This is a genomic window from Nesterenkonia sp. HG001 (assembly GCF_034438835.1).
Classification (GTDB): Bacteria; Actinomycetota; Actinomycetes; order Actinomycetales; family Micrococcaceae; genus Nesterenkonia; species Nesterenkonia xinjiangensis.
Genome location: NZ_JAOSZD010000003.1, coordinates 421,020 through 440,580, shown reverse-complemented (window position 1 = coordinate 440,580; position 19,561 = coordinate 421,020). Strand labels below are relative to the sequence as shown.

The following is a 19,561-nucleotide window of genomic DNA, read 5'->3' as shown; positions in this document are numbered from 1 at the left end:
TCAGCGTCCCTCCTGCGAGCTGAGGTCCCCAAAGGGGCCCTCAGCCTGCATGCGCCGCTCCACGGTGTCAGCGATCGCCGTCGGCGGTCCGTCCGAGAGCGGGGCGTAGTCGACCAGTTCGGCGTGGGTGATCATCCGCTCCAGGGTGGTGTAGGGCGGGTGGCAGGTGGTCAGGGTGAGGATCGAAGTGTCTCCGGGCTCCTCATCGAGTGCTCCGGGCACCGGGGCCAGCACCTCGGACTGGTGGGGCGCCACGATGTAGGTCTCGGTGACGGAATAGATGTACCAGCCGTCGGGGGACTGCACGTAGACCAGGTCCCCGACCGCGAACTTGTCCTGGTTCCACAGGATGTTGCCGTAGGTCTGGCGGTGGCCGGCCAGTGCGAAGTTGCCAGGCTCCCCGGGAAGCTGGGTGGAGCTGTAGTGCCCCAGCCCTGCCCGGTTCAGAGACTCCGGCCCGACGCCGGGCACCACCGGCGCGCCCCAGTCCGACCCCATGCGCGGGGCATAGACCATGGCCATCACCTGGCCCTGGTCGGCGAACTCTGCGGTGTTGTCGGGACTGGGGACCACCAGATCCTCCAGCTCGACGCCGCTGCCTCCCTCGTCATCCCCCTGGCCGGCCCCCTCCAGGGCCTCGATGCTGGAGAACAGCTCCTGGCTGGACTCATCACGCTCTCGATCGGCCTCCAGACCTGTCCACCAGAGCTCCCAGACGAGGAAGAGGATGCCCAGCACCCCGAGGGTGATGAGCAGCTCCCCGATCCCGCCGAGGATCCGCGAGCCCGCTGATCGACGGACCGGGAGAGCGGCTCTCCGACGTCGCGCATGGCGCGGCCGTGTGGCCGGAGATCGCTCAGCTGGCATGGACGCCCTGTCCTCTCGTGGTGTGCAGAGAATGGTCGGCCCGCCGCGACGACGGCGGACCCGATAGAATGACACGCAGACCATGTGTCCCCACGTCGTGGAGGACAGAGTCAGGATACCGAAGTCGACCAGGGTCTCGCGGCCCCGCTGCCGTGATCACGCCCCGGAAGGATCAGCTCACCGTGCCAGAGTCGAAGAACCGCAAGAAGAGCGACAAGCGCAGTCGGAAGAACCGCGGGAGGCTCACCACCGAGGATGCAGGCGCCTCGAAGTCCCCGCTGAACGATGCAGACCCCTTCGCCGAGGATTTCGACGACCTCGAGGATCAGGGCCTGCCCCTCTGGTATCGGGTCACGATGATCGGTCTGATGATCCTGGGGCTGCTGTGGCTCATCGTCTGGTACATCAGCCAGGGCCTCGCCCCGATCGCCGCTGCAGGTGGATGGAACGTCATCATCGGCTTCGGCATCGCGATGATCGGATTCTTCATGACGATGCGCTGGCGCTGACCGCCGACCCCGCAGACCGTGAGGGCCCCGTCGATCCTTCGATCGACGGGGCCCTCACGGTCTGCCTCCGGCCGAGGCGGAATCCGGATCAGGTGGCCGGCTTCGGCTGGGGGATGCCCCCATCCTTGGTGACGCTGTCAGCCGGCTGGGCCGGCTTGTCGCCGGACGCCGCGGCCTGGTCCGGCTCAGGCTTGGCCGAGGGGGCCGCACCCTGAGGCGAATCGGCCGACGTCGAAGCCTGCGGCTTCGCGCTGGCGTTGGTCTCCGCCTGCGCCGCCGGCTTCGAAGAGGAGGCCGGGGTGCTGCTGGAGATCGGCTCCGGCTTCTTCCACGGGTCCTCCACAGGCTGCGAGGCACGCCAGGCCGCCACTCCGGCGGTGACGCCGGCGGCCACCAGGCCGAAGATCAGCAGCCCCTTGCGGCGGCTCTTGGTCCTCTGCTGCTTCTTCAGCGCCTTCGCGGTCTGCTTGGCGTACTTCTCGGAGGTCTTGCGCAGCTTCTTGACCACCTTCTTGTCGCCCGTGGCCTTCACCAGAGCCTGCTCGACGCGCGGGTCGATCTCAGCCTTGTGGATCAGCTTGGCCGTGCGGTCCGCGTATCCGCCGAGCTTGGCGGAGGCGGCCGGCACATAGTCCTTCGCGAGCTGGCGCTTCGCGTCGGAGTACTTCGCGTAGATCTTGTCCACCTCGGCCTTGGCCTGCGGCGGGAGCCTGTCGTACTGGGACTCGAGACCCACCGAGGCTTTGGACGCCAGACCTCGAGCGCGGTCTGCGGCACCAGCGGCATTGGATTCGACCGTCCGCAGAGCGCGCGCCGAGGCATCCTGAACCTTCGGGGCGTTCTTGCGGTAGGTGGTCTCAGCCCAGTCCGCGGCGACCCCCAGCTTCGGGGCGGTCCAGTCACGGGCCGTCTCGACGCCGGCGAGCACCCTGTGCTCCCAGGTGTGGCTCGGTTTCTTCTTCTTACCGAACATGCATGTCCTCCGAATCAGGATCGGTGTGCTGTGCTCAGCTTACGACCTTCAGCCCCTCTCCTGCTATGAGAAGCGGCGATGCGTCGTCTCCGGTTCGTCCAGACCTGTCTCGGGACGTCGTCACCAGGCTTGTCAGGATCTGGTGAGAGAATATCGGCCATGAGCGCTATCGCAACCCACAAGGCAACCATCCGGACCACAGCCGGCGAGATCCACGTGGACCTCTACGGCCACCACGCCCCGAAGACCGTGAAGAACTTCGTCGGCCTGGCCACCGGGGAGATCACCTGGAAGCACCCCGAGACCGGGGAGGAGAAGGTCGGCGCCCCGCTGTACGACGGCACCGTCTTCCACCGCATCATCGCCGACTTCATGATCCAGGGCGGGGATCCGCTCGGCATGGGCGTCGGCGGCCCCGGTTACCAGTTCGAGGACGAGATCCACCCTGAGCTGGACTTCAGCGCCCCCTACAAGCTGGCGATGGCCAACGCCGGCCCGGGCACCAACGGCTCCCAGTTCTTCATCACCTCGGTGCCCACCACCTGGCTGCAGGGCAAGCACACCATCTTCGGCGAGGTTGCCGACGAAGACTCCAGGAACGTCGTCGACGCGCTGAACAAGGTCGCCACCGACATGCGTGACCGCCCTCAGGAGGACGTGGTCGTCGAGACCATCGCGATCGAGAAGGTCTGACGACATCTCGTGACCGCTGAGCACCCCCACACCGGGGCGGGCCATCCCGCCCCGGTGTGCCCGCGCCACCCTGACCGATCGACGCATCTGCGCTGCCAGCGCTGCGAACGGCCTGCCTGCCCACAGTGCCTCCATCAGGCTCCGGTCGGGTTCCACTGCGCGGACTGCGTGGCCCGCGCCCGCGCCGCCATGCCGGTGCCGCGGACCCGCTTCGGGGCCGTCGCGCGCCCGGACCGCGCCCCGATGGTCACCTACTCGGTGATCGGGATCTGCGTGGTGATGTATCTGCTGCAGTGGCTGACCGGCGGCGTGGTCACCGAGCGGCTCTGGTACGCCCCGCTGCACACATCCAGCTGGGCCTTCGAACCCTGGCGGATGCTCACCTCCGCCCTGCTGCACTCGCCCTCCAGCGCGATGCACATCTTCTTCAACATGGTGGCCCTGTGGTTGTTCGGGAGGGTCGTCGAGCCGGCCGTGGGCGCCTGGCGCTACGGACTGCTTCTGCTGCTCTCAGCCTTCGGCGGATCCGTGGCCGTGCTGTTCCTGACCCCGGCCACCACTCCCACCGTCGGCGCCTCCGGAGCCGTCTTCGGTCTCTTCGGCGCCATGTTCATCCTGCTGCGGTCCTCCGGCGCCCAGACCGGCGGCCTGCTGGTGCTGATCGCCATCAACGTCGCCGTCAGCCTGCTGGTCCCCAACATCTCCTGGCAGGGGCATCTCGGCGGGCTCCTGACCGGTCTGCTGTGCGCCCTGGTGATCGCCAGAGTGCCCCGAGGCCCTCACCGCAGCCTCTGGCAGGGGCTCGGACTGGCGGCCATCGCTGCGGCGCTGGTGGTGCTCACGGGAATCGGAGTCCCCCTGGTCAGCCCGCTCTGACCCGACCTACCGATCAACCCCCTGTGGAGAATCCTCTCCACAATGGCTCCGGATTCTCCAAAGCCAGGACTTATCCACAGGTGTTATCCACAGTGTGGAGAAGTTACATCTCTGTATTTCCCCAGTTCAGCGCTTTCTCCACAGGCATCTGTGGACGAAGTGCTCTTCTGTGGAGTGATCTGTGCACTGACGCGCTGCGCCTGGGCGTCAGACCCTCTCGAGCAGTGACGGCTACAGTAAGACCATGAGTCGAGAGTTCCGCCAGATCGACGTGTTCACCACGGGCCCGTTCACCGGGAATCCGCTCGCTGTGGTCGCCGACGCCGAGGGCCTCGACGAAGACACCATGCGACGGTTCTCTGCCTGGACGAACCTCTCCGAGTGCACCTTCCTGCTGCCGCCCACGGTGCCGGAGGCTGACTACCGGGTACGGATTTTCAGTCTGGACACGGAGCTCCCCTTCGCGGGGCATCCCACTCTGGGCACAGCCCGCGCCTGGCTGGACCTGGGCGGAAGCCCGGCCCGGGACGACCTGCTGATCCAGGAGTGCCCCGCTGGCCTGATCCGGGTCCGGCGCGACGGCGACACTCTCGCCTTCGCCGCCCCGCCGAGGCTGCGCACCGGCCCGGTGGACCCACAGCTGCGTGAGGCGATCCGCAGGGTGCTGGGCGTCTCCGAGCAGCAGCTGGTGGACGCCTCCTGGGCCGACAACGGACCAGGGTGGATCGCTGTGCTTCTGGACAACGCGGAGACGGTGCTCAGTCTGCGCCCCGAATTGACCCGAGGCGGGCTGGATGACCTGAAGGTCGGCGTGGTGGCCCCCGCCGCGGACGGGGATGCCGATGTCGAGGTCCGGGCCTTCTTCTCCGCGGGTCGGGCCTTGACGGAGGACCCCGTGACCGGCAGTCTCAACGCCTCGGTCGCCCAGTGGCTCACCGAGACGGGCCGGCTCACCGCCCCTTATGTGGCGGCCCAGGGCACGGCAATGGGCCGGCGCGGTCGGGTCCATGTGGACCCCGACTCGGACGGCACCCTGTGGATCGGCGGAGAGGCGAGAGTCGCGGTGCGCGGGTCCCTCGAGATCTGAGCGGGGTCAGTCGTCCTGAGGTTCTTCCAGGTCGTCCAGCTCGTCGAGGTCGATGTCGCTGCCGTCGTCGTCGAGGTGCCGGGTGAACTCGGAGTCCTCCGGCATGCCGTCGATGCCTTCCCGCTCCTCGGGGACGTCGGCGCGGGTGGAGGTGAAGTCCCTCGGCCCCATGGTGAAGCTCTGCCAGTGCATCTCCATGGGCGACTGGTCTTCGTCCCGGGGCACGTGGTGGTACCCGATCGCCACCCAGGAGACGATGTCCTCCAGTGTGCCGGTGTCGTCTTCGTCGATGTAGTCCAGCACGGTGCGGCCGCAGCCTCCCCTGTTCCGCGTGGCGAAGACCTGGCATTCGTCGTGGTTGGTGAAGGCGATGTCGTATCCGGCGTCCTCGCCGTGATGGTGACCCTCTTCCACGAAGGTGAAGCTGTCGGTGACGCCGAGGTTGATCTCGTAGGAGATGGGGTGCCCGTTGTCGTTGAGGAGGTCCGGAGCCATGACCCGCCACCATCGCCGGTCGTCACCGTGATGGGCGGAGGGCTCGCTGATCCGTGTCAGCGATCCTTCGACGATCGGTGACTGCGATCCTGCGTCGCCCGTGGGCTCGGCGTCGTACTGCTCGACCGCCATCTCTTCATCCTCGCCGAGGTCCCAGTGGACCTTCCACACCACGTTGTGCGAGTGGCTGGCGGCGTAATCGGCGTCGCCGTCGCCGACAGGCCATCCGTGGTCCTCGTCCGTGTAGTCCACCGGGGAGAGGTCGCCGGTGGCACCCAGCGCCGGGCGGATGGAGCCGTCCGAGCCGAAGGTGTATTCGCTGATGTATTCGTACCAGCCCACCTTGGAGATCGTGGAGAGTCGCCACTCGTCCCCGCGCGCGACGGTCAGCATCCCGTCTGCATGGGAGCGGTAAGCCAGACCAGAGTCCTGCGTCTCCGAGCAGAGGACCTCGCGTTCAGGGGATTCGCCGTGCTGGGTGCCGTCTCCGATGTTGGGGATCTCCAGGGCGAGGCGGTCTCCGAGGCACTCCGTCTCGGTCAGGCTGTGCATGCGGGTGCCCCCGAAGCCGGCCTCCGTGATGTCCGAGGTCAGGCGTTCGCCGTCGTCGTAGGGGACCTCCATCTGCGCCAGGGAGAGCTCCTGGATCAGCTGGACGGGTTCTCGGTCGGCGGCGGCGAAGTGGATGTCGGAGAGCACCATGCCGCGTTTCGGGTCCACCGAGAAGCACATCGACCAGCTCGAGCCGGAAGCCATGGTCTGCTCCAGCGGCAGACCATGTCCGCAGTCCAGATGGGAGACGTCCGGCTCGGTCTCCGCAGCGGTCTCCGTCTCAGCATCGGCGCAGCCGACCAGCAGCAGTGAGATGACGGCTCCAGCGGAGAGCAGAGCGGCTGGGATACGAGGAAGGTTGAGGCGAGGCATGGTTCTCTCAGCGGAGGGGAGGTGCAGGTCGGTCTCTGGGCGGCACCGACTTTCTCGGTGCACACATGAGCGGATGGCTGCACCACCCCGCGAGGGGCGATGCAGCCATCCGCATCAGGTTCTCAGCTGATCACTCAGCCGAGGAGCGGTGACTCCGCTTCGCGAAGACCACAGCTGCGCTGCCCAGCAGGAGCGCGAGTGCAGCCAGTGCCGCGAGGAGGCCCCCGTCGACACCGGTGCGGGCAAGGTCCGAATCGGGCTTGGCGCCCGGGCCGGTCTTCTTGCCGTCGTCACCAGCCGGGTCGGCAGTGCCGGTGCCCGAGCCATCCTCGGCGCCGTCTTCATCGGCACCTGCGGCGGCGTCGTCGATCACCAGGAAGGCCACTCCCTGGTCCGGGTAGTCCTCAGCAGTGACCGAGAAGGTGTGAGCACCCACGTCGGCCCCTTCCGGGATCTCCCAGGTGAAGGTGACGTTGCCGTCCTCGTCAGCGACCTCGGTCCCGAGCTCGAGGTGCAGGTTCGAGTTCATGAACCCTTCCACCTCGGTGCCGGGCTCGTAGCCGGAGGCGTAACCGATCTGAGTGTCCCCGTGGGTGAGCACAGGGTGCTCGACGGAGATGCTCAGCATGATCTGGTCAGCCTCGTCATTGACCTTGAAGACGCTCGACGCGCTGACATCCGGGTCGTTGTCATCCGTGGCGGTGACGACCTTGATGCAGGGGACGGTGTCCTCGGGGACGGTCCAGTCCACGGTGAACGTTCCGTCGTCGCCGACCTCGACACCCTCGATGACGCCGATGACATTGCCGTCGGCGTCCGTGATCTCGATCGTGACAGTGGTGCCAGGGGTGAAGCCCTCGCCGCTGACGGTCACGTCCTCACCGGGGTTCACCGCCTGCGGCTCGATCGAGATCGAGGGGTCCTCGACATCGGCGGCCTCATCGGTGACGGCCACGGCAGTCACGTCCCAGATGGTCGGGTCGGACTCGTCAGTGCCGGTGATGACCAGCGCACCGGGGGCGACGCTGTGCGACACCGTCCAGGTGATGGTGAACGTGCCGTCCTGATCCACGGAGACGCCCTCCACGGAGTCGTAGACGTTGCCGTCCACGTCCGAGAAGTCCAAGACCACGGTGGAACCGGGGACGTAGCCCTCACCGGTGACGGTGAGGTCCTCGCCGATGTTCACCACGGCGGGCTCAGCGGTGATCGTCGGGTCGACGATCACGCCGTCCTCGTCAGTGACGGTCACGGTGCCGGATGCGTTGACCTCGGGGTCCTCGTCATCCGTGGCCGTGATCGTCAGCTCACCAGGATCGGTGCCCTCAGGCACGGTCCAGTCCACGGTGAAGTTGCCCTCACCATCGACCTCGACACCCTCGATGGTTCCGATCTCGTTGCCATCGGCATCGGTGATGACCACGGTGACCGTGGAGTCAGGCACGAAGCCCTGTCCGTCCACCGTGACGTCCTCGCCCGGGGCGACTTCATCCGGGTGGATGATCAGGCCCGGCTGAACGACGCCGTCCTCATCCGTGACGGTGAGGTGCTCCGTGGCCGTGACCTCGGGGTCCTCGTCATCGGTGGCCGTGATCGGCAGGATGCCCGGCTGGGTGTCCTCAGGGACGGTCCAGTTGATGGTGAAGTTGCCTTCATCGTCAGTGGGCACGTCTTCGATCGTGGCGACAGGGTTGCCGTCCTGGTCAGTGACCTCCACGGTGACCGTGGATCCAGGCACGAAGCCCTCACCAGTGACCGTGGTGGTCTCACCCGGGGCGACAGTGTCGGGGTCCAGGCCGATGGACGGGTCGAACTCGACGCCGTCGTCAGTGCCGTCTTCGACACCGTCTTCAACGCCGTCCTCAACGCCGTCCTCGACACCGTCCTCAACGCCGTCCTCGACACCGTCCTCAACGCCGTCCTCGACACCGTCCTCAACGCCGTCCTCAACGCCGTCCTCAACGCCGTCCTCGACACCGTCCTCAACGCCGTCCTCGACACCGTCCTCGACACCGTCCTCAACGCCGTCCTCGACACCGTCCTCAACGCCGTCCTCAACGCCGTCCTCGACACCGTCCTCAACGCCGTCCTCGACACCGTCCTCAACGCCGTCCTCGACACCGTCCTCAACGCCGTCCTCGACACCGTCCTCAACGCCGTCCTCAACGCCGTCCTCAACGCCGTCCTCAACGCCGTCCTCAACGCCGTCCTCGACACCGTCCTCGACACCGTCCTCAACGCCGTCCTCAACGCCGTCCTCAACGCCGTCCTCGACACCGTCCTCGACACCGTCCTCAACGCCGTCCTCGACACCGTCCTCAACGCCGTCCTCGACACCGTCCTCGGTGCCGTCGTCGGGCTCAGTGATCACCAGCGGGGCCGAAGCATCCTCACCAGTGGTGTCATCAGTCCCGACCACGGTGTAGTCGCCCGGCTCAGCATCCGCAGGAGTCGGCAGCTCAGTGACGAACTCACCGTTCTCATCTGTCGGCACCTCGATCGGGTCACCCACCGGGTTGCCCTCATCGTCGGTGAGCTGCACCGTCGCCGTGGAGTCCGGGGTGTAGCCCTCACCAGTCACAGTGGTGGGCTCACCAGCAGGGACCTCCGAGGGGTCCACTGCCACCGACGGGTCGATCTCCACACCGTCGTCGGGCTCAGTGATCACCAGCGACTCGGAGATCTCCTCTCCCGTGGTGTCGTCAGTAGCGACCACGGTGTAGTCGCCCGGCTCAGCATCCGCAGGAGTCGGCAGCTCAGTGACGAACTCACCGTTCTCATCTGTCGGCACCTCGATCGGGTCACCCACCGGGTTGCCCTCATCGTCGGTGAGCTGCACGGTCGCCGTGGAGTCGGGAGTGAACCCGTCACCGGTCACCGTGGTGGAGTCACCAGCAGGAACTTCAGACGGGTCGACGATCAGACCCAGCTCCAGCTCGTCGGAGGCTCCACATGCGTCGATGCGGGCACCGGCGTTGCCGAAGTTCAGACGGGCACCGTCACCCTCGAAGAGCCCGATGCTCAGCGCCGAGACCTCCAGGGACTCCGTCAGCGTGGAGCCGTCCGGAGCCTCGCAGACCTCTTCGACCTGGTGGTTGAGCTGCACGGACACCACAGTGGCCAGCGTCTCGATGAAGGGCTCGAGCGCCTCACGGATCGGCACCGTGATGGCGCCGGTCTTGATGTCTCGGACGAGCAGATCGAAGAGCTCCTGGCCCGCATCCCCGACCAGGAAGTCCCGCACGGGGATCAGCGCGGTCTCGACAAGCGGCTCCACCACCGTGTTGAACGTGGTGGTCAGCGTGGTGCACAGAGCGGCACCACCCACACCGGTGGACTCGCACGTGAACGGCTCCAGCTCGTCACCCATCAGGTTGACGCTCCAGCTGCCGGTCGCAGTGCCGGCAGGCCCACCATCGAGGGTGATCTCGAAGTCCAGCGTGATGCTGCCCAGCGCACCTTCGACGGCGCCCAGGGTGATGTTGGTGACCTCCTCCATCAGATCGTGGACGGTCTCCGCGATCATCGGGTAGATCTCATCATCGATCAGCTCGGTGTTCGGGTTCTGGTTGTTCATCCCAGTGGGCTGATCCGGACGCATCTCGCCAGAGAGCAGCTGGTCCAGGTGCAGTTCGGCAGTCCCGGTGGAGAAGTCCACCGTGAGCACCTCGTTGTTCGTGGTGATCGGCTCAGCCAAGATGGCGGCGAAGATCTCTTCCTGCATCTCCGACGTCACCGTCACGTCCAGGGAGGTGTCTCCCGGCAACGCGTCGATGATGTCCGCCAGGTCCAGGACATCGTTGACCGTCTCTTCCGCGAGGTCATCCATCTCGCCGATGGTGTCGTAGATCATCCCCGCGGCCTCTTCGATGGCCGGGGAGGCGAACAGCACGCTCGCCTCGCCCACACGGTACTGACCCAGACCACCGACGCCATCCTGGTCGAGGAACTCGCCGTCTTCGGCGATGACCTCGGCGCCACCGGCACCGAACAGCAGGGTCGCCTCGGAGACGATGTCCTCAGTGATGTCGTCCACGCCTGCAGCGCTGAACAGCGAGAGCAGATCGATCTCCGCGGCACCGAAGCCGGCATCGTCACCGTCCAGGGTGACCGATCCGTCACCGGCGGCGATCCCGGAGATCGCCCGGGCATCCAGCGGGCTGGTCGCCTCCGATTCCGAGAGCAGCGCGCCGGCCTGGCCGAAGTCGAGAATCTCGTCCAGCGGCACTTCGATGTTGCCGATCCCGATGAGTTCGTTGCCCAGCAGATCGACGTTCAGCGCCTCATTGTTGGGGCCCGGGTCCTCGTCCCAGGCGGCGGTCGTGCGACCGCCACCGGCAAGGCCCTCCCCGAGGAGCGTCGAGTCGACGAGGCTCGCCTCCGACTCCGCCGGGGCCTCAGGATAGTTGTCGACAGCCGCAGCCGCCGGAAGCGCATACGCGCCGACAGAGATCGTCGAAGCCGCGCCTACCGCGAGGGTGCGTTTCAGCACCCCTTTCCAGGGGGAACGCGGCTTCCCCCCACTTGCATGATGCATGGATTCCCCTTGCATGCCGTCCTCTCCGTTCAGGTGGTTGGCGTGAGACCCGCAGGCCGGAGCACAGTCCGGCCAGGTCCCCGTATCAGCCAAGCCAACTGTCAGGGTCATGTCAAGCTGTTCTCCAGGCTCTTAAGAGCGCCAAAAAGGCGTTTTTCCTCCAGGGATGAATCCCCAGAATGTGATTCGGCCAAGGTGGTTGCAGACCTGAACGACCGGCGCCTATAGTTGTGTGCGTGTGTGCCTGCCGAGGCAGCCTCGAGGGCCGTCGAACGCCTCAATGAAGGCCAGTCACCCGTGATGACGCCGTCCATGCACATCCCCGAGCAGCGACGAAAGAAGCCCGGAATGCCCGGCCACAATCTGAACGATCTCTTTCATGACAATTCGCCGACATCATTCTGAGACCTTCACAGATTCTGTGACCAGTCTGTGAATCTTCTGTGATCGGCCATGTGAAGCGCCTGCAGGAGTCAGGCCGGAGAGGTGCCGAAACCCCACGCGTCCCGCTCCGGAAGATGCAGAAAGCCCCTGGGCCGGAGATCCGACCCAGGGGCTTCCCTGAACGTGGAGGCAAGGGGACTCGAACCCCTAACCCTCTGCTTGCAAAGCAGATGCGCTACCAATTGCGCCATGCCCCCGCGGGAGTGTGAAGTTTTGGATGTTGCTTCGTCCTGCCGGACACCTCAGACCGAGTCAGTGGCACCGCGCCATACGCGCCGACCGTCCTCAGCCTGTCTCCAGCGCCGGTACCCCAGGATACCGGCGACGAGCAGAGCCGTCACTGCGAGACGTCGCATGGGCTGCTCCTCCCGACTGACCAGCAGTCGTGGATTCGATCGGTGATCCAGGATCAGGAGTGGGCGTACGAGGACTTGAACCTCGGACCTCATCGTTATCAGCGATGCGCTCTAACCGCCTGAGCTATACGCCCTGGAACGCCGTCACCGAGGGATTCAGCCCTTGCGGACCTGTCCTCCTCAGGACGACCATTCCACATTACACCAGCTTCAGAACTGCCTACAAATCGAGGCGTCAGTCATCAGTCAGAGTCACGCCGATGCCGCCGACCAGCGATGCTGAGAGGTTGTACAGGATCGCACCGAGCATGGCCAGCACGGTCAGCAGCACCACGTTGATCACCGCGATGATGGTCGCGAAGGACGCCACCTGGCCCAGAGTCACCATCTGCTCGACCGCGAAGCCCTCACCCTCTGTGCCCAGCACCTGGGCCAGCAGATCGTTCACCCGATCGAAGATGCCTGTCAGGTCCATCACCGACCACAGCATCACCGCGCAGACCACCGTCATGATGCCAAGCGCCACAGAGAGCAGGAAGCTCATCTTCAGCACCGACCATGGATCGACCTTCGAGATCAGGAGCCGAGCCTTGCGCACCTTGGCCTTCGGCGTCGGCCGCACCAGCCCGGCCTGCCTGGCGCCTCCCCGAGGAGCCTGTGGACGGGCCGCACCGCCAGAAGCAGGCCGCGGAGCGGACTGCGGGCGCGCGGGCCCAGATTTCGGGCGCGCCGGCGCACTGCCGGACCCCGAGGTCGACCGAGTCGCGGTGATGGTGCCGCTGTCCTCCGCCGACGCGGAGCTCTGGGCACGGGGACGCGGCGCAGGGAAGCGATTCGTCTGACGTGCCGAGGAGGAGCCCGACTGGCTCTCAGGGGTGTTCGCGCTCACTGATGACCTCCATCGCTGTCAGAGTCCAACGCTACTGCATCGATCGGGGCAGAGCCCTCCACCGACTCGACATCGGCCGCTGGTGTCGCGTCCTCGGAGGCCTGGTCCTCCCCGGTGGCGGCCAGGGCCTCCCCAGAGCTGCGGGCCACCTTGATGATCCTGTCCTTGCCACGCGGCTTGGCGAAGATCACACCCATGGTGTCCCTGCCCTTCGAGGGCACGCCCTCCACTGCGGAACGGACGACGTTGCCGGACTGCATGACCACCAGGACCTCATCGTCGTCCTCCACGACCATCGCACCGACCAGATCCCCGCGGTCCTCGACAAGCTTGCCGACCTTGATGCCCAGCCCGCCGCGGCCCTGCACACGGTACTCGTCCACATGTGAGCGCTTCGCGTAGCCGGCCTCAGTGACGACGAAGACATAGGAGTCCTCGGTGACCACGTCGGCGGTGAGCAGCTCGTCATCCCCGCGGAACTTCATGCCGGTCACCCCCGAGGTCGCTCGGCCCATCGGCCGCAGCGCCTCATCAGTGGCGGTGAAACGCAGAGACTGCCCCCGACGGGACACGAGCATCAGGTCGTCCTCGGAGGAGACCAGCTTCGCCGACACGAGCTCATCATCGTCGCGCAGATTGATCGCGATCACGCCGGCCTGCCGGGGAGAGTCATAGTCCGTCAGCGGCGTCTTCTTGACCAGACCATTGCGGGTGGCCAGCACGAGGTGGGGAGCGTCCTCGTAGCTGCGCAGCGGCAGCACCCCGGCGATGGTCTCATCCGGCTGGAAAGCCACGATGTTCGCCACATGCTGGCCCTTGGAGTCGCGGCCCGACTCCATCAGGTCATAGCACTTGGTGCGATACACCCGCCCAAGATTGGTGAAGAACAGGATCCAATGATGCGTGGTGGTCACGAAGAAGTGCTCGACGATGTCGTCCGCGCGCAGCTGCGCCCCCCGCACGCCCTTGCCCCCGCGGTTCTGCGCCCGGTAGTTGTCGATCCGGGTCCGCTTGACGTAGCCGTCGCGGGTGATGGAGACGACCACGTCCTCCTCGGGGATGAGGTCCTCCATCGACATGTCCCCGTCATAGCCGCGCACGATGTGGGTGCGTCGATCATCACCGTGCTTGTCCACGATCCCGTCGAGCTCGTCGGAGATGATCTGGCGCTGCCGCACCTCATCACCGAGGATCTCCTTGAACTCGGCGATCCGCAGCATCAGTTCGTCGTACTCCTGCTGGAGACGCTGGCGCTCCAGCGCAGCGAGCTTGCGCAGCTGCATGTCCAGGATCGCCTGTGCCTGATCGTCATCGATGTCCAGCAGCGCCTTCAGGTTCTGGCGCGCAGCCTCCACCGTGGAGGACTCGCGGATCGTCGAGATCACCCGATCCAGATCATCGAGAGCCTTCAGCAGACCCACCTTGATGTGCGCCTCGGCCTCGGCCTTCGCCAGCCGGAACTGGGTCCGCCGGACGATGACGTCGATCTGATGTGTCACCCAGTGATGGACGAAGGCGTCCAGGCTCAGCGTGCGCGGGACGCCGTCGACCAGCGCCAGCATGTTCGCCGAGAAGTTCTCCTGCAGCTGGGTGTGCTTGTACAGGTTGTTGAGCACGACCTTCGCCACGGCATCTCGCTTCAGCACCACCACCAGACGCTGACCGGTGCGACCCGAAGACTCATCCCGCAGGTCCGCGATGCCGCCGACCTTGCCGTCCTTGACCAGCTGGGCGATCTTGATCGCCAGATTGTCCGGATTGGCGTGGTACGGCAGCTCGGTGACCACCAGGCAGGTGCGGCCCTGCAGCTCCTCGACGCTGACCACCGCGCGCATGGTGATCGAGCCACGGCCCGTGCGATAGGCGTCCTCGATGCCCCGGGTGCCCAGGATCTGCGCCCCGGTGGGGAAGTCAGGGCCCTTGATCCGCTCCAGCAGCGCCTCCAGCAGCTGCTCCCGGGAGGCCTCCGGATGCTGCAGGTACCACTTGACCCCGTCCGCGACCTCGCGGAGGTTGTGCGGCGGAATATTGGTGGCCATGCCGACGGCGATGCCGGAGGAGCCGTTGACCAGCAGATTCGGGAACCGGGACGGCAGGACGACCGGCTCCTGCTGCTTGCCGTCGTAGTTGTCCTGGAAGTCGACCGTGTTCTCATTGATGTCCCGGACCATCTCCATGGCCAGCTGGGCCATCTTGGTCTCGGTGTATCGGGGAGCCGCCGGGCCGTCGTTGCCAGGGTTGCCGAAGTTCCCCTGGCCGGTGGCCAGCGGGTAGCGCATCACCCAGTCCTGGATCAGGCGCGCCAGGGCGTCGTAGATCGCCGAGTCGCCGTGCGGGTGATAGTTGCCCATCACATCGCCGACCACACGGGCGCACTTGTTGAAGGAGCGCTCCGGGCGGTAACCGCCGTCGTACATCGCATAGAGGACACGGCGGTGGACCGGCTTCAGACCGTCTCGGACGTCCGGCAGCGCGCGGCCCACGATCACGGCCATCGCATAGTCCAGGTAGGACCGCTTCATCTCCGTCTGCAGGTCCACGGGCCGGATCCGGTCGGTCAGCACGGCTCCTTCGACGCCCTCCTCAGGCTGCGGCTGCTCGGGGTTCTCGGTGTTGTCGCTCACGTGTGGTGCTCTCCCTTGGGAAGGTGACGATCAGACGATCAGATGTCGAGGAAGCGGACGTCCTTGGCGTTCTGCTGGATGAATCCGCGCCGGGACTCGACGTCCTCTCCCATCAGGATGGAGAAGATCTCGTCGGCGGCGGCGGCGTCGTCCATGGACACCTGCAGCAAGGTGCGGTGCTGCGGGTCCATGGTGGTGTCCCAGAGCTCCCCGTAGTCCATCTCGCCCAGACCCTTGTACCGCTGGATGCCCAGGTCCTTGGGCAGCCTCCGGCCGGCTGAGAGGCCGTCCTTCAGCGCCTGGTCCCGCTCAGCGTCGGTGAAGACATAGTCATGCGGAGCGTTGGACCACTTCAGCCGGTACAGCGGAGGCTGCGCCAGGTAGACGTAGCCGTGCTCGATGAGAGGCCGCATGTAGCGGAACAGGAGGGTCAGCATCAGTGTGGAGATGTGCTGACCGTCGACGTCGGCATCGGCCATCAGCACGATCTTGTGGTACCGGAGCTTCGCGATGTCGAAGTCCTCGCCGATGCCCGTGCCGAAGGCGGTGATCATCGACTGGATCTCCTGATTGCCCAACGCCTTGTCCAGGCGGGCACGCTCCACGTTGAGGATCTTGCCGCGCAGCGGCAGGATCGCCTGCGTCTCCGGGTCCCGGCCGCGCTTGGCCGAACCGCCGGCGGAGTCACCCTCGACCAGGTAGACCTCGCAGCGCGAAGGGTCCTTCGAGGAGCAGTCGGCCAGCTTGCCGGGCATGCCCAGCGTCTCCAGAGGCGACTTGCGCCGGGCGTTCTCCCGAGCCTTCCGGGCCGCCATGCGAGCCTGCGCCGCCGACTGGGCCTTGCGCACGATGTCCCGGGCCGAGCTGGGGTTGCGCTCCAGCCAGTCGCCGAGATGCTCGTTGACGACCTTGTGCACGAAGGCCCGAGCCTCCGTGTTGCCCAGCTTGGTCTTGGTCTGTCCCTCGAACTGCGGCTCCGAGAGCTTCACCGAGATCACCGCGGTGAGTCCCTCCCGGATGTCCTCACCGGTGAGGTTGTCGTCCTTTTCACGCAGGATCTGCTTCTCCCGCGCATAACGGTTGATCAGACCGGTCATCGCCGCACGGAAGCCCTCCTCGTGGGTGCCGCCCTCATGCGTGTTGATCGTGTTCGCATAGGTGTGCACCGACTCCGAGTACGTCGTGGTCCACTGCATGGCCAGCTCGGCGGTGATGCCCCGCTCGTCATCGTCCGACTCGAACGCGATCACGTCCTCGTGGACGTTCTCGGCCTTCTTCGCCGAGTTCAGATGATTCACGTAGTCCAGCAGTCCGTGGTCGTACTGATAGACGACGACCCGGCCCGTGTGGGTCTCAGCCACCGCTTCGGCGCCCTCGCCCGGCTCCGCGGGGACGGCCTCGCCGTCGGCGAGCTCCGCCTCGGCGTCATCGCCCTCGACGATCTCGTCCGAGACGACCTGGTTCCGCTCGATGCTGCGCTCATCGGCCAACGTGATGCGCAGCCCCTTGTTCAGGAAGGCCATCTGCTGGAAGCGCGCCCGCAGAGTCTCGAAGTCGAACTCGATGCTCTCGAAGATGGTCGGGTCCGGGTAGAAGACCTGCGTGGTCCCGGTCTCCTCAGTGGGCTCGCCGCGCGTGAGCTCCGTGATGGGCTTGCCGCCGTCAGCGAAGGAGATCGACCACTCATGGCCCTGGCGTCTCACCGTGGTGTCCACCCGGGCCGAGAGCGCGTTGACCACCGAGATGCCGACCCCGTGCAGACCGCCGGAGACCGCATAGCCTCCGCCGCCGAACTTGCCGCCGGCGTGGAGGATCGTCATCACGACCTCCACCGTCGGCCTGCCTTCGGAGGGGTGCATGTCCACCGGGATGCCGCGGCCGTCATCGGCGACGCGCACGCCGCCGTCATCCTGCAGGGTGATCTCGATGTGGGAGCAGTGGCCGGCCAGGGCTTCATCCACCGAGTTGTCCACGACCTCGTAGACCAGGTGGTGCAGCCCCCGCTCGCCGGTGGAGCCGATGTACATCCCCGGCCGTTTGCGGACAGCCTCGAGGCCTTCCAGGACGGTGATGTCCGAGGCGCCGTATCCTCCGGACTGCGCCGGGATGGCTGGTGATCCCGACTGCGCGGGGGCCGGCTGTTCAGGCTTCTCAGCGGCGGACGGGAGGGTGTTGTCTTCCGAGGTCACGGGCTCTGCCGTCTCCTTTATCACCAGGGGTGCGGCCGCGTGTGCGGCCGGGTCATGACACGAACTGACCCGAGAACCACGTGCGCTCGGGTCAAGGCTTCATTCTACCGCTTCATCGGCTGAAATCCCGATTCTCCCGATGAGCCGCGTCCCACGAAATCGCCGCATAAGGGCACCGAGGGCCAGTGGGACGCCCTGGCGGGTCCTCGGATGAGGCCCCGTTCCACCCACAGCCCCTGGACGCGGCAGGAGCGCATCTAGGACCTCCGGGGTCGCCGGATCAGCCGTAGGTGTCCCGGGGACCCGGCCCACGGACCGACCATCGGCCCTTCTTCCAGCTCGGCGCCTGCGGCCCACGGATGCGCAGACCGGTCACGATTCCCCGCCCGAGCTCCCGGGTGAACATCTCCATCAGCTGCGGCTGCATGAGCTTGAGATTGGTGGCCCATGCGGTGGAGTCACAGGCGACGTCGACCACTCCGTTCTCGAAACGCTCCGGCCGGCAGTGAGCGGCCACTTGCTCCCCCACCAGCTGGTCCCAGCGGGCGATGACCGATCCGACCGCCACCGGGGAGGACCAGCCGCGGGTGCTGATCAGCCCGCCGACCACCGAACCCAGCAGACTGGGATCACGGCGATCGACGGAGCTCTTCCCGGACGCCTTCTGCCTGGGTGCGGCGGGCTTCCGAGGATCCCCCGCCAAGGAGGAGCCGCGCGGCACGCCTCGCATCCGATGCTCACCGCGTGCTTCGGCGGCCCGTCGCATACGTGCCAGCACCAGTGAGGCGGCGTCCTCGGCCTCATGGACCGGAACGCCGTCGGGACTGGGCTCGACCTCCGGCTGATCCTGGTCTCCCGTGCCCGCCCGCGCAGCACTCATGATCCGTCCTCGGGGGTCTCGAGCATGCTGACCCGGCTCAGCTGGTCCTCGGACTCCACGCGCAGGGCATGCTGCAGCAGCGACTCAGGGACGTCGTCGTCGACGGCGGCCGTGACGATCAGCTGCTCGGCCTCTCCGGCCAGCTCAGCCAGGCGCCGACGTCGGCGCGCGTCCAGCTCGGCGAAGACGTCGTCGAGGATCAGTATCGGACGGGCCCCGTCCGCCGGGTCGTCCTCGACCATCGTGCGGTAGGCCGCCAGCCGCAGCGCCAGCGCGAAGGACCAGGTCTCCCCATGGGAGGCGAAGCCCTTCACCGGAACCTCGTCGAGACTGAAGCCGATGTCATCACGATGGGGACCCACCAGGGTCTGGGCACGATCACGCTCCTCACGGCGCGCCCCCTCGAGGCCCTGCCGCAGCAGCTCCGCGAGCTGCCCGCGATCAGCAGACTCCAGGGGGCAGAGATCATCCGCGGCGGAGCCAGGGTCACCCGAGGCACCCGGTCCCTGGCCCTCAAGGCCGGTCTCATAGCGCAGCCGGGCCGTGCGCACACTGCCGGAGAGCTGCTGATAGGCCTCCGCCACGTGGGGCCTCAGCGCGCCGAGCACCTCCAGTCGTGCCTGGAGCAGCCGGGAGCCCGCGTCGGCGAGCTGATGGTCCCAGACTGCCAGGGTCGACTCGTGGGTGGTGGTGAAGCCCTCATGCCGGATGGACTTCAGCAGGGCGTTGCGCTGGCGCAGCACCTTGTCATAGTCGAGTCGGACGCGCCCGAGGGCTGGACGCAGCTGCACGGCCAGGTCGTCGAAGAGCCGCCGCCGCACCCCGGGAGCCCCCTTGATCAGCTCCAGGTCCTCCGGAGCGAAGAGCACCGTGCGCAGGATGCCGAGGATCTCGGTGGCTCGCACGGCACCTCCCCGATTGATCCGAGCCCGATTGCTGCGGCCGGGGTTGATCTCCAGCTCGAGCATGGCCTCCTGGGAACCACGGTGAGCCTGTGCGCGGATGATCGCCTGTGACCGTCCATGGCGCACCAGCGGCGCGTCATGGGTCACCCGATGCGATCCGAGCGTGGACAGGTAGCCGATGGCCTCAGCGATGTTGGTCTTCCCGACCCCGTTGAACCCCAGGAGGACATTGGGGCCGGGGTGGAGAGTCAGCTCGACGTCGGCGTAGCTGCGGAAATCGTTCAGGGTGAGGGTGGAGAGCCGCATGGCCGCT

At 66.6% G+C, this 19,561-nt stretch carries 14 protein-coding genes and 2 tRNA genes; 4 read left to right on the top strand and 12 right to left on the bottom strand.

Annotated elements, in window-relative coordinates; all coding sequences use genetic code 11:
• Positions 1–867 (bottom strand): class E sortase, encoded by an 867-nt coding sequence (locus ODE13_RS07475; protein WP_322478695.1) that lies wholly within the window; start codon positions 865–867, stop codon positions 1–3.
• Between the two features lie 182 nt (positions 868–1,049).
• On the opposite strand from ODE13_RS07475, the gene ODE13_RS07470 reads away from it, so the two are divergent.
• On the top strand, positions 1,050–1,376 hold the full coding sequence (locus tag ODE13_RS07470) for a cell division protein CrgA (RefSeq protein ID WP_322478694.1): 327 nt from the start codon (positions 1,050–1,052) through the stop codon (positions 1,374–1,376).
• A gap of 88 nt (positions 1,377–1,464) precedes the next feature.
• Here ODE13_RS07470 and ODE13_RS07465 read toward each other — a convergent pair whose 3' ends face one another.
• Positions 1,465–2,349 (bottom strand): hypothetical protein, encoded by an 885-nt coding sequence (locus ODE13_RS07465; RefSeq protein WP_322478693.1) that lies wholly within the window; start codon positions 2,347–2,349, stop codon positions 1,465–1,467.
• Between the two features lie 159 nt (positions 2,350–2,508).
• Between ODE13_RS07465 and ODE13_RS07460 the strand changes: the two genes are divergently transcribed.
• The 3 genes from ODE13_RS07460 to ODE13_RS07450 all read left to right on the top strand — a co-directional run bounded on the left by ODE13_RS07460 (position 2,509) and on the right by ODE13_RS07450 (position 5,005).
• Positions 2,509–3,042, top strand: coding sequence for a peptidylprolyl isomerase (locus ODE13_RS07460; protein ID WP_179541430.1), 534 nt, complete (start codon positions 2,509–2,511; stop codon positions 3,040–3,042).
• Between the two features lie 168 nt (positions 3,043–3,210).
• Positions 3,211–3,918, top strand: a complete 708-nt coding sequence (locus ODE13_RS07455) for a rhomboid family intramembrane serine protease (RefSeq protein WP_322478692.1) — start codon at positions 3,211–3,213, stop codon at positions 3,916–3,918.
• 244 nt (positions 3,919–4,162) lie between these two features.
• Complete coding sequence (locus ODE13_RS07450; protein ID WP_322478691.1) at positions 4,163–5,005, top strand: PhzF family phenazine biosynthesis protein; 843 nt, start codon at positions 4,163–4,165, stop codon at positions 5,003–5,005.
• Positions 5,006–5,011: 6 nt separating this feature from the next.
• Here ODE13_RS07450 and ODE13_RS07445 read toward each other — a convergent pair whose 3' ends face one another.
• The 10 genes from ODE13_RS07445 to recF form a co-directional block, all read right to left on the bottom strand.
• Entirely contained in the window at positions 5,012–6,424 is a 1,413-nt protein-coding gene (locus ODE13_RS07445; protein ID WP_322478690.1) for a copper amine oxidase, read from the bottom strand.
• 130 nt (positions 6,425–6,554) lie between these two features.
• Entirely contained in the window at positions 6,555–10,916 is a 4,362-nt protein-coding gene (locus ODE13_RS07440) for a hypothetical protein (RefSeq protein ID WP_322478689.1), read from the bottom strand.
• Between the two features lie 613 nt (positions 10,917–11,529).
• Positions 11,530–11,602: transfer RNA gene (locus tag ODE13_RS07435), tRNA-Ala, on the bottom strand.
• Between the two features lie 45 nt (positions 11,603–11,647).
• Positions 11,648–11,761, bottom strand: coding sequence for a DLW-39 family protein (locus ODE13_RS16925; protein WP_218881899.1), 114 nt, complete (start codon positions 11,759–11,761; stop codon positions 11,648–11,650).
• Positions 11,762–11,821: 60 nt separating this feature from the next.
• A tRNA-Ile gene (locus ODE13_RS07430) sits at positions 11,822–11,895 on the bottom strand.
• A 101-nt stretch (positions 11,896–11,996) separates the two neighbouring features.
• Positions 11,997–12,383, bottom strand: coding sequence for a DUF3566 domain-containing protein (locus ODE13_RS07425; RefSeq protein WP_378937982.1), 387 nt, complete (start codon positions 12,381–12,383; stop codon positions 11,997–11,999).
• 263 nt (positions 12,384–12,646) lie between these two features.
• Positions 12,647–15,274: a DNA gyrase subunit A gene (gyrA, locus tag ODE13_RS07420; RefSeq protein ID WP_322478688.1), complete on the bottom strand. Its 2,628-nt coding sequence runs from the start codon at positions 15,272–15,274 to the stop codon at positions 12,647–12,649.
• A 38-nt stretch (positions 15,275–15,312) separates the two neighbouring features.
• Positions 15,313–17,463: a DNA topoisomerase (ATP-hydrolyzing) subunit B gene (gene gyrB / locus ODE13_RS07415; RefSeq protein ID WP_416210594.1), complete on the bottom strand. Its 2,151-nt coding sequence runs from the start codon at positions 17,461–17,463 to the stop codon at positions 15,313–15,315.
• A 280-nt stretch (positions 17,464–17,743) separates the two neighbouring features.
• Positions 17,744–18,343, bottom strand: coding sequence for a DUF721 domain-containing protein (locus ODE13_RS07410; protein WP_179541424.1), 600 nt, complete (start codon positions 18,341–18,343; stop codon positions 17,744–17,746).
• Positions 18,340–19,554: a DNA replication/repair protein RecF gene (gene recF / locus ODE13_RS07405; RefSeq protein WP_322478687.1), complete on the bottom strand. Its 1,215-nt coding sequence runs from the start codon at positions 19,552–19,554 to the stop codon at positions 18,340–18,342. Before recF ends, ODE13_RS07410 begins: the two co-directional genes overlap by 4 nt.
• Between the last annotated feature and the right edge of the window lie 7 nt (positions 19,555–19,561).

What these genes read in the sequence shown, in the direction of transcription:
- ODE13_RS16925 (WP_218881899.1), bottom strand. Translation starts at nt 11,761, where the DNA reads ATGCGACGTCTCGCAGTGACGGCTCTGCTCGTCGCCGGTATCCTGGGG.
- ODE13_RS07460 (WP_179541430.1), top strand. Translation starts at nt 2,509, where the DNA reads ATGAGCGCTATCGCAACCCACAAGGCAACCATCCGGACCACAGCCGGC.
- ODE13_RS07450 (WP_322478691.1), top strand. Translation starts at nt 4,163, where the DNA reads ATGAGTCGAGAGTTCCGCCAGATCGACGTGTTCACCACGGGCCCGTTC.
- ODE13_RS07465 (WP_322478693.1), bottom strand. Translation starts at nt 2,349, where the DNA reads ATGTTCGGTAAGAAGAAGAAACCGAGCCACACCTGGGAGCACAGGGTG.
- recF (WP_322478687.1), bottom strand. Translation starts at nt 19,554, where the DNA reads ATGCGGCTCTCCACCCTCACCCTGAACGATTTCCGCAGCTACGCCGAC.
- ODE13_RS07475 (WP_322478695.1), bottom strand. Translation starts at nt 867, where the DNA reads ATGCCAGCTGAGCGATCTCCGGCCACACGGCCGCGCCATGCGCGACGT.
- ODE13_RS07410 (WP_179541424.1), bottom strand. Translation starts at nt 18,343, where the DNA reads ATGAGTGCTGCGCGGGCGGGCACGGGAGACCAGGATCAGCCGGAGGTC.
- ODE13_RS07445 (WP_322478690.1), bottom strand. Translation starts at nt 6,424, where the DNA reads ATGCCTCGCCTCAACCTTCCTCGTATCCCAGCCGCTCTGCTCTCCGCT.